This window comes from Klebsiella sp. 2019SCSN059 (genome assembly GCF_021739525.1).
In the GTDB taxonomy this organism is placed as follows: domain Bacteria; phylum Pseudomonadota; class Gammaproteobacteria; order Enterobacterales; family Enterobacteriaceae; genus Klebsiella; species Klebsiella quasipneumoniae.
The window spans coordinates 1-1,337 of record NZ_JAKKOM010000111.1 but is presented as its reverse complement, the minus strand read 5'-3'; the positions used below and the strand labels follow the sequence as shown (position 1 = coordinate 1,337).

The 1,337-nt window shown below is 44.2% G+C and carries 1 protein-coding gene and 1 pseudogene; both read left to right on the top strand.

What is annotated here, in order from left to right; genetic code table 11:
• Window positions 1-73 precede the first annotated feature (73 nt).
• Window positions 74-217, top strand: a pseudogene (locus L2I46_RS29670) (IS3 family transposase); the annotation flags it as partial.
• A 719-nt stretch (window positions 218-936) separates the two neighbouring features.
• Window positions 937-1,197 (top strand): hypothetical protein, encoded by a 261-nt coding sequence (locus L2I46_RS29115; protein ID WP_017901409.1) that lies wholly within the window; start codon window positions 937-939, stop codon window positions 1,195-1,197.
• Window positions 1,198-1,337: the final 140 nt, after the last annotated feature.

The following is a 1,337-nucleotide window of genomic DNA, read 5'->3' as shown; positions in this document are numbered from 1 at the left end:
GAATGGTCTGTGTTGTCGGGAGGATGCGTGATCTGATCCTTCAACTCAGCAAAAGTTCGATTTATTCAACAAAGCCGACCTGAATTTGTTTAATCAAAGAATGGCTGAATATCTGGTGCTGTATAACAGCAAAAGGCCACATAAATCACTCGAACTGATGACGCCAGTGGACTATATTTTACGTGAGAGTAAAAATTGCAATATGTGGTGGACCCATACATCTCCTTGCCTTACGGCAGCTAAGAGGCTACTCTGTTGGTGTCTAGTCAAGCAGATGGCCTCGTGTGGTTGGTTAATGAAAATTAACGTCCTACGGGGCTTTCTTCTTTCTGCCTCACAACATCAAAACACTCAAACATCATGAGGCAAAAAGCCTCAAGCGCCGACACCATTATACCGTGTTTACTCCCATCCTCCCAGGGCTAATAAGCTGGTAAGTTAATAACTTTTAAGATGGTTTCCGCCGTGTTTCTGCCCTGCATCCCGGCATCTGCTGGAGTTCAGTCATGAATTTTCCCCTCTGTCGATATGCTCCGGTTACCACTTCTGCGCCGACCAATGTAACGGTTCTGTGCAGACGCAATGCAGTGCCAGGACAACCCCCCTTGTTCGCCAGCTGCGCCCATGTCTGATGTTAACCAAACGACTCAGCTACCTGTTTGAAGATTTACGCCAAAATAGAGGTCTACGCTTATGACAAAATTCTCCAGGCAATATCAGATATCAGTAGCGTCATATCCGAAAGAGATTTTTAAAGTCACTTTTCCTGATTGTATTTCTTTCAAAATTTAATGAAGGTAAGGTTATTTAGCCAATTGACGCGCCACTTGAATAAGTTATTATTACTTACAGTCACTCTGAACTATCAGCAATTTTACAGGCTCAACAATGCCTGTAGAAATATCTTTGTATCGGTATTATTTTAAGGAATCAATTATGACACTCACTGCATATTACCAGCTAAGGAATACAAAGGCCGCAGGTCTTGGTTTCGAATTGCTGACCAGTGAACCGGGAGCCTTTATTGTGCTGGAAGAAAGCAGTTATGAGAAACCGTATGAAATTGCCCGCTATGGGCATAATGGGAGTGCAGGCGATCGTTCGAATGCGTTCAGTTGCGCGATGAATAAAGCCCGTAGCCTGCAGAATTACAGTGGAGCAAAGCTGGATTACAACGTTTACGAAGAAACTGCCTGAATCATCCTGTAATAGCTGTGTGTAGTCTTTGCCCGCCGCTGACGGGCTTTTTTATGTGACACCGGGCTTTGTTGAATAAATAAGATTTCGTGCGAACGACCCTGTAGCTGGCTGGATTTTCAGGCAATACGCACGCTTTC

What these genes read in the sequence shown, in the direction of transcription:
- L2I46_RS29115 (WP_017901409.1), top strand. Translation starts at nt 937, where the DNA reads ATGACACTCACTGCATATTACCAGCTAAGGAATACAAAGGCCGCAGGT.